The organism is Undibacterium sp. Ji22W (genome assembly GCF_049340305.1).
Taxonomy (GTDB): domain Bacteria; phylum Pseudomonadota; class Gammaproteobacteria; order Burkholderiales; family Burkholderiaceae_D; genus Undibacterium.
Window position 1 is genome coordinate 204,350 of record NZ_JBMPOU010000005.1, and the last position, 6,649, is coordinate 210,998.

6 protein-coding genes are annotated in these 6,649 nt (G+C 44.7%); 1 reads left to right on the forward strand and 5 read right to left on the reverse strand.

Annotated features, from left to right (window positions below):
• Position 1 precedes the first annotated feature (1 nt).
• Entirely contained in the window at positions 2 to 1,015 is a 1,014-nt protein-coding gene (locus tag ACO0KW_RS20290; RefSeq protein WP_423055154.1) for an AI-2E family transporter, read from the reverse strand.
• 309 nt (positions 1,016 to 1,324) lie between these two features.
• Between ACO0KW_RS20290 and ACO0KW_RS20295 the strand changes: the two genes are divergently transcribed.
• Positions 1,325 to 2,794 carry a sensor domain-containing diguanylate cyclase gene (locus ACO0KW_RS20295; RefSeq protein WP_423055155.1) on the forward strand — a complete coding sequence of 490 codons (1,470 nt, stop codon included), beginning with the start codon at positions 1,325 to 1,327 and terminating at the stop codon, positions 2,792 to 2,794.
• 39 nt (positions 2,795 to 2,833) lie between these two features.
• Here the strand turns inward: ACO0KW_RS20295 and ACO0KW_RS20300 are convergent, their stop codons facing one another.
• The 4 genes from ACO0KW_RS20300 to ACO0KW_RS20315 form a co-directional block, all read right to left on the reverse strand.
• Positions 2,834 to 3,661 (reverse strand): Rossmann-like and DUF2520 domain-containing protein, encoded by an 828-nt coding sequence (locus ACO0KW_RS20300; RefSeq protein WP_423055156.1) that lies wholly within the window; start codon positions 3,659 to 3,661, stop codon positions 2,834 to 2,836.
• Positions 3,662 to 3,726: 65 nt separating this feature from the next.
• Positions 3,727 to 4,773: a carbonic anhydrase family protein gene (locus tag ACO0KW_RS20305; protein WP_423055157.1), complete on the reverse strand. Its 1,047-nt coding sequence runs from the start codon at positions 4,771 to 4,773 to the stop codon at positions 3,727 to 3,729.
• A gap of 82 nt (positions 4,774 to 4,855) precedes the next feature.
• A complete protein-coding gene (locus ACO0KW_RS20310; RefSeq protein ID WP_423055158.1) occupies positions 4,856 to 5,053 on the reverse strand; it encodes a DUF1289 domain-containing protein in 198 nt (65 codons plus the stop codon).
• 27 nt (positions 5,054 to 5,080) lie between these two features.
• On the reverse strand, positions 5,081 to 6,316 hold the full coding sequence (locus tag ACO0KW_RS20315) for a TIGR03862 family flavoprotein (RefSeq protein ID WP_423055159.1): 1,236 nt from the start codon (positions 6,314 to 6,316) through the stop codon (positions 5,081 to 5,083).
• Between the last annotated feature and the right edge of the window lie 333 nt (positions 6,317 to 6,649).

The window sequence follows — 6,649 nt, forward strand, 5'->3', positions numbered from 1 at the left end:
CTTACACCATGCCACGCTCGCTCAACTCTTTCTTTATGTAAGAATAAAAAACTGGTGCGGCAACAATGCCTGGCAAGCCAAATAAAGTTTCCATCACCAAAATCGCCGTCAACAATTCCCAAGCTTTCGCGTTGACTTGTGAACCTATAATTTTCGCATTTAAGAAATATTCTAGCTTATGAATGATCACCATAAATGCCAGCGAGATCGCTGCCATATGTAATGAATATGACAGGCTGACGATCACGATAACGGTGTTTGATATGATATTGCCAACCACCGGTATCAGGCCTGCCACGAAAGTAATCGCGATCATACTTTTTACTAATGGCAAATGAACCCCGGCAAGTGGCAAAATCACCGCCAGGAAAATTCCAGTAAATGCCGTATTAATCAAGGAGATGCGAACTTGCGCAAACACTACCCGGTGAAACATTTCAGCCAAATTCGCAATTCTCTGCTGCAGGGCTGCCGCGAACGGACGGTAATGATGAACACTGCTTACGTCTTGTAATGCAACCATGCTTCCGATCACCATCCCTAACAATAAATGGACTATCAAATGCCCAGCTTCTTGTCCCAACATTTTGGCTTCACCCGCATGATCCCGCAAGGTTTCAGTCAGAATGCGTTTTAATGCATCTACGTCTTCAGGCAAATAAGTGGTCAGCCAAACAGGCAATTGCTGCCTTGAAGTTTCGAGCAGATCCGCCAGCTTTTGCATCAAATTCTGCAAATTGCCTGCATCACTACGCAAAAATACGACAACACCCCAAATCCCGAGGCTGATCGACAGGATCATCAGAAAAGATAGGAAAGCGACTGCGATCAATCGCGCTTGTTGATTGCTAAATTTACGTTGAATAGTTGGAGTCAACAATCGCACCAACGAGTACAACAATAAACCCGAAAATAACGCGACCAGCAGACCCGCTTTTAACACCAACAATAACCCTAAAGCGGCACAAGCATAGGAAGCGATCAGGGGCATCGGTAGTTTATTCGTAACGTGCATAGGTTTCCTCATTTGCAATGGAGCGGAAAAGTAGTTTGGGGCGAAATTGAAAAATTCAGATTTTCTTGAAGAGAAAAACAAAGTATTAACATGCTAACGGGATTTGTCTTGAAAATCATTGTTATCACGAAAATAAGCTGTTTCTTTTTCAGCAGTAAAACCTAACTCGACCACGGAAAATGGGCATAGTATTGGCAATTCGGCGTCAATTGCAGAAGGTTTATAGTATGATCTTGGCACTTAATCTCTATCTGTAATTGAAGTATTTCTCCCTTCTCCCAACCAAAAAAATCGTGCTGCAACCAGCCTATGAGTAAATCATTAAAACAATACCGTCTTTTGATTTGGATTTCACTAATTCTCATTCTTGGTTTTATCGCCGTTTTGGCCACAAGTTACTTAGTTTCAAAAGATGCTCTACGACGCGGCTTATCTGAAAACATGTTGCCAATTACTGGCGACAATGTCTACTCGGAAATTCAAAAGGACGTGTTACGGCCGGTGTTTGTCTCAGCACAAATGGCAAATGATACTTTTGTGCGAGACTGGATCTTAGAAGGTGAACAAGATGCAGCACAGATCTCGAAATATCTGAAAGAAGTTAAAGCGAGAAACAATGCCATCTCCAGCTTCTTAGTGAGCGATCTCACGAAAAATTATTATTACCCAGAAGGTCTACTCAAAAACATCAAAGAGACCGAAGTGCGTGACCAATGGTATTTTCGATTAAAAAATCTAAAAACGGCCTATGAAACGAATGTTGATATCGACTTAGCAAATCACGATAGTATGACCATCTTCACCAATTACCGGGTTCTTGATTACAACGGAAAATTCTTAGCAGCGGTTGGAATTGGCCTTACTCTGGACACGATGAAAAACCTGATTGATAGCTATCAATCACGCTTTCAAAGAAAAATCTATTTTGTCGATCGGAAAGGAAATCTCGTATTGTCGGGGAACTCCTTCAAACAAAAGAAAATCAATATTCTTACCAGTGCAGGTCTAGACCAGATTGCGAAGCAAATTCTGGCGAACACTAAGAATGAATCTTTACATTTAGAATACAGTGTTGAAGACGAATCCATCTACGTCAATTCCCGTTTTATTCCCGAGTTAGGCTGGCATCTGTTGGTCGAGCAGAATCTGGATTCAGAACTCAAGCCGCTGCAAAGACTGTTACTGATAAATGCAGTGATAGGCTTGGCAATTACGCTTGCAGTGATCATGATTGTGTTATTTTCCGTGCGTCGCTATCAAAAACGGATAGAAAAATCAGCAGCGACGGACTCACTCACCAAACTGTTGAACCGACAAGCCTTTGATTTCGTGTTTCAACAAGCACTCCTTGACAGCGAGCGCTCTCGCCAACCCCTCTGCGTCGCACTGATGGATATTGATCACTTCAAAAAAGTAAATGACAAGTACGGCCATTTAGTTGGTGATCACGTTCTCAAAGAAATCGCTGCGATTGCCCGTCGTTCACTACGCGAAAGTGACGTTATTTGCCGTTGGGGTGGAGAAGAGTTTTTGCTCTTGCTGAAAAACTGCTCCCTAGAAAAAGCGACTTCCATTTCTGAAAATTTACGTAGTACGATTGCCGCGAATGACTTTTCACGTACAACAGATCTTGCAAAAGGACGCTTGTCTATCACTGTCAGCATGGGTGTCGCCGAATGCAAAACCCACGAGACTGAAGATAGTGTTTTTGAACGGGCTGATGTCGCTTTGTATCAAGCCAAAGAGAGTGGCCGTAATAGCGTGTATTTCTCGGAATAATTTGTTTAAACGTGCTTACGAAGACGTTGCAATATATTTTTATTGTTTGGCGAGCTTCACGGTAGGTGATACAAAGGCCTGATACAGAGCGCCACGATCTGTATCCCAAGCCGACACCGCGGCCGCTTGGGTTGTTACGGTTTGCATATCACCACGTTTAATCGGGCCTGTCAGCGCTTGTTGCGTGCCTAACGCGAATACATTTTCCAAAGTTTTGCCCGCTAATGACGCCGCCATCTGCTGCGCCATGTCAAACTCTACGCCCGCAGCACAATAAGTGGCAATGGCAGTATCCATCAAAGTCACCAAATAATTACTCGCGAATACGGATGCCGCATGGTATAAAAGTTTTTGCTGAGGATTAATTTCTACTATACGAGCGCCGATCGCTTCAAATGCTGGCAATAACACGGCAAGCGCCTGGATATCTCCTTCAACACTACATATCGTGCCAGAAAAGTCACGGCAGACTGTTGCTGGAACAGCAAAACTTCGAACTGGATGGATGCTGGCTAGTTGTATCTCTAAAGTCTGTAAAGCCGGGCATGTGCGCCGCAAATCTTGAGAAGATTTAGAGCCACTACAGTGAAACATAATACTCCTTGGCGCCAAGGCTTGAGCATTGATCAGGGACTCAGTCACAACAAGAAAATCATCGTCCGGAACACTCAGCAAAGTAACATCAGCAGGCATAGCTGATACTAACTCAAGCAAACGCGTTCCTGCGCCGATGAACGCCAACGCATCTCGATTTTTTTGCGATGTTTGATTGAAGACCTGAGCAATGTCAAATTGATGATGGTGCCTGAACAGGTGTCCTAAAGTTTGGCCAACTCGACCAGCGCCAATAATATTTAATCTAAGCATGCATTATCATGTTTCATGTCTCTGATGTCCGCCGTTCGTGAGCTCTTTGTCCCCGCCCCACTTTGCTAGAGCGATTCCTTAATGAGGCGCCCACCCGATTTTTGCAAGGGGCGTGCATTGTTAGGGTATAGACGCGCAAAAATAGCAGCCTGCTCAGGTGAGATGCTAACTGGCGCCTTCAATACTAACCACAGTACACCTTCACTGCATGGCGGCGTTGTCAAGGAACCCATATATGTAAAGTAGCCGTGGTGTTTTGGCAGTAACTGACTTAGGTCAATATTCTTGAGCGCCTTCACGGCTTCATTTTTTTCTAAGGGGAGGTTATTCCAAACCGACTGTACAACAGAATGGGGCTCGCCCAATTCTAACAAAATGGCGACCACCGCAAGTTTTCCTTCGCGATCCTTATGCACCAGATGCGCGACCATTTCAAACCCTTTACCGTTAATTCTTTCCTCGGAAGGGCGATGAAAATGAAATTGCAGCAATTCAAAATTCTTCCCCGAAACATTTAGATAGTTACCGGCGTTCAGGTTCACTTGTATCGTATGTCCGTTATCGATCACCTGAAATTGTGTTGGCTTGTAATCAAAGTTAATTGTGTCAAGGTCGACACGTATACCATCTCGAATATCAATGGGTGATTGTCGTTCGCCGATATCACATTTGGTGTTGGCAGAATTTAATTTACCCCATGCGAGTGGACCTTCTTCACCCTCATAGCTCCAGTGTTTGTCGGTCGCCGCTGTATGCTTTTTCGCTTTTTCATCCGGACCTGCTGGCTTTTTTCCTTGAATGGAATAAGGCCGAACATAAGGGCGAACACTTGCCTTGCTTGGTTCGTCCTTTTCTTTGCGCAGCACAGCCAAGCGTTCGGCGATTTTTACTGCCAGCTCGTCCGCAGCCTGCGCTTCCTTTTTCCGACTAGCTTCAGCTGCGCGAGATTCACGTGGAGCAGGTAATTCTTTAACAGGCTTTACCTCTTCTTTTTGCGTACTCGATGCCTCTTCTTTTGCCGATGCCGGTTTGATTGGCTTCGTGACTGGATCGTTGGCATAGGCCTGCGATGCAATAAGCAAGGCAGCGAATATCAAGCTAAGTGTTCGCATAATAGATTTTCCCGTTAGTGTTATGTGCATTACGGCAATTTCAACGAAAAACTTGAACTGTATAAACATTCTCGCTGTACTTTTAGATCACATCGGCATACGACTTTCGCTCATCGATTTTTTTCCAAATCTGTAATTTTGTTTCGCGGTTAGCCTTACTCCAGATAGTAATTTCCGCAATTGTGCGCAGGCAACCTGAACACAATCCACTTTCATTGTCAATTTTACACAGTTTGACGCAGGGGGAAATTACCTCTATTTCTTCAGTAACATTCAACATCGTTGCTCTTTTCAATGCAATTGTTCATCAATTTAATGCTAACCACCTACTTACGCCGCGGCCAGCCGCTGCACCGGTGGCAAAACAGGCACTCAAAAGGTAACCACCTGTAGGCGCTTCCCAATCTAACATTTCCCCTGCACAAAACCATCCGGCGTGCGACTTCAGCATTAAATGTTCATCCAGCTCGGAGAAATCAACTCCCCCAGCACAACTAATCGCCTCATCAATCGGACAAGTATTGTCCAAACGAATTGGCAAGGACTTGATACTTTCGGCTAATGCAGCGTTATCTTTAAGCACCGTTTCGGTTAGAACCTCATGCAGCAATGCACAATGAATTGGATGCAGACCCAGCTTGCTACGTAGGTGACTTGATAAGGAACGCGAGCCCCGTGGAGAATTTAGCTCATTATGAACACGCACTTTCGACTTACCTGGCAATAAATCAAGTAGTAATTGAGCATAGCCAAGGACACGAATTTGCTCTCTTAATTCAGCTGATAAGGCATAAATCAGACTCCCCTCAACGCCCCCCTCAGTGATCACAAACTGACCTTGGCGGGTCAGACCCTCACCATCCGACGACTTCACTGTCGCCAAAACATTCGTTAATGGCATCCCAGAAAATCGTTGACTAAAGTGCGTGGTCCAGTCGCGCATAAATCCACAATTGCTAGGTTGAAACGGTTTTGTCACTATGCCCTGTTGTTCAAAAATTGGCAACCACATGCCATCCGATCCTAACCGCTTCCAGCTCGCGCCACCCATCGCAAATACCACTGCATCAGGCTGAATAGTAAGAATTCCTTCAGGAGTGGTGAAAAGGAATTGCCGTTCTTCACAAGCAATCCACTTATGTCTCATATGAAATTGCACACCCCGAAGCCGTAACCGATGTAACCATGCACGCAGTAGTGGAGCTGCTTTCATATCCACGGGAAAAATGCGTCCTGAGCTACCTACAAAAGTCTCAATTCCCAGGCTTCTTGCCCAAGTTCGAATTTTTTCAGCATTAAATTGCTCCAAATGTTCTTGTAAATTCTCCATTCTTCCACGATAACGCCGTTTGAACGCCTCAAACTCTTCAGAGTGTGTGAGATTCATCCCACTTTTCCCAGCCAATAAGAACTTTCTACCGGCGGAGGGCATTGCATCGTAAACATGCACTTCACATCCGGAGTTCGCAATCTGCTCGGCCGCCATAAGTCCCGCTGGACCGGCTCCAATAACGGCAACAATTTGATGAGAACGATTATTCATAGTTGGCACAGATTTTTTTATATTCACCGTCTTTTAATCCGAGAGGACTAGGACAAGTCTTTAATTCTGACAGATCACGTCCCGAAACACCTAATTGAAGAATGCAAGTAGGTAGAAATATTTCTAAATCGATCAACGCAAATCAATCACATGCGTCAAATAGAATTAGGTAATTTCGGAGATTTGAGGCCGTGCAGCATATCAGAAGCCCCGAGGGAAGACATTGAGGGGATTATGGTAGGACTGTAAAAGCAAAAGCCCCTGATTCACTGGGAATCAGGGGCTATGCGGAATAAAAGCCTGACGATGACCTACTTTCACACTGGTTGCAGC

Bases quoted from the DNA above. Each gene is read 5' to 3' on its own strand.
- ACO0KW_RS20290 (WP_423055154.1), bottom strand. From the start codon at position 1,015: ATGCACGTTACGAATAAACTACCGATGCCCCTGATCGCTTCCTATGCT.
- ACO0KW_RS20295 (WP_423055155.1), top strand. From the start codon at position 1,325: ATGAGTAAATCATTAAAACAATACCGTCTTTTGATTTGGATTTCACTA.
- ACO0KW_RS20300 (WP_423055156.1), bottom strand. From the start codon at position 3,661: ATGCTTAGATTAAATATTATTGGCGCTGGTCGAGTTGGCCAAACTTTA.
- ACO0KW_RS20305 (WP_423055157.1), bottom strand. From the start codon at position 4,773: ATGCGAACACTTAGCTTGATATTCGCTGCCTTGCTTATTGCATCGCAG.
- ACO0KW_RS20310 (WP_423055158.1), bottom strand. From the start codon at position 5,053: ATGTTGAATGTTACTGAAGAAATAGAGGTAATTTCCCCCTGCGTCAAA.
- ACO0KW_RS20315 (WP_423055159.1), bottom strand. From the start codon at position 6,316: ATGAATAATCGTTCTCATCAAATTGTTGCCGTTATTGGAGCCGGTCCA.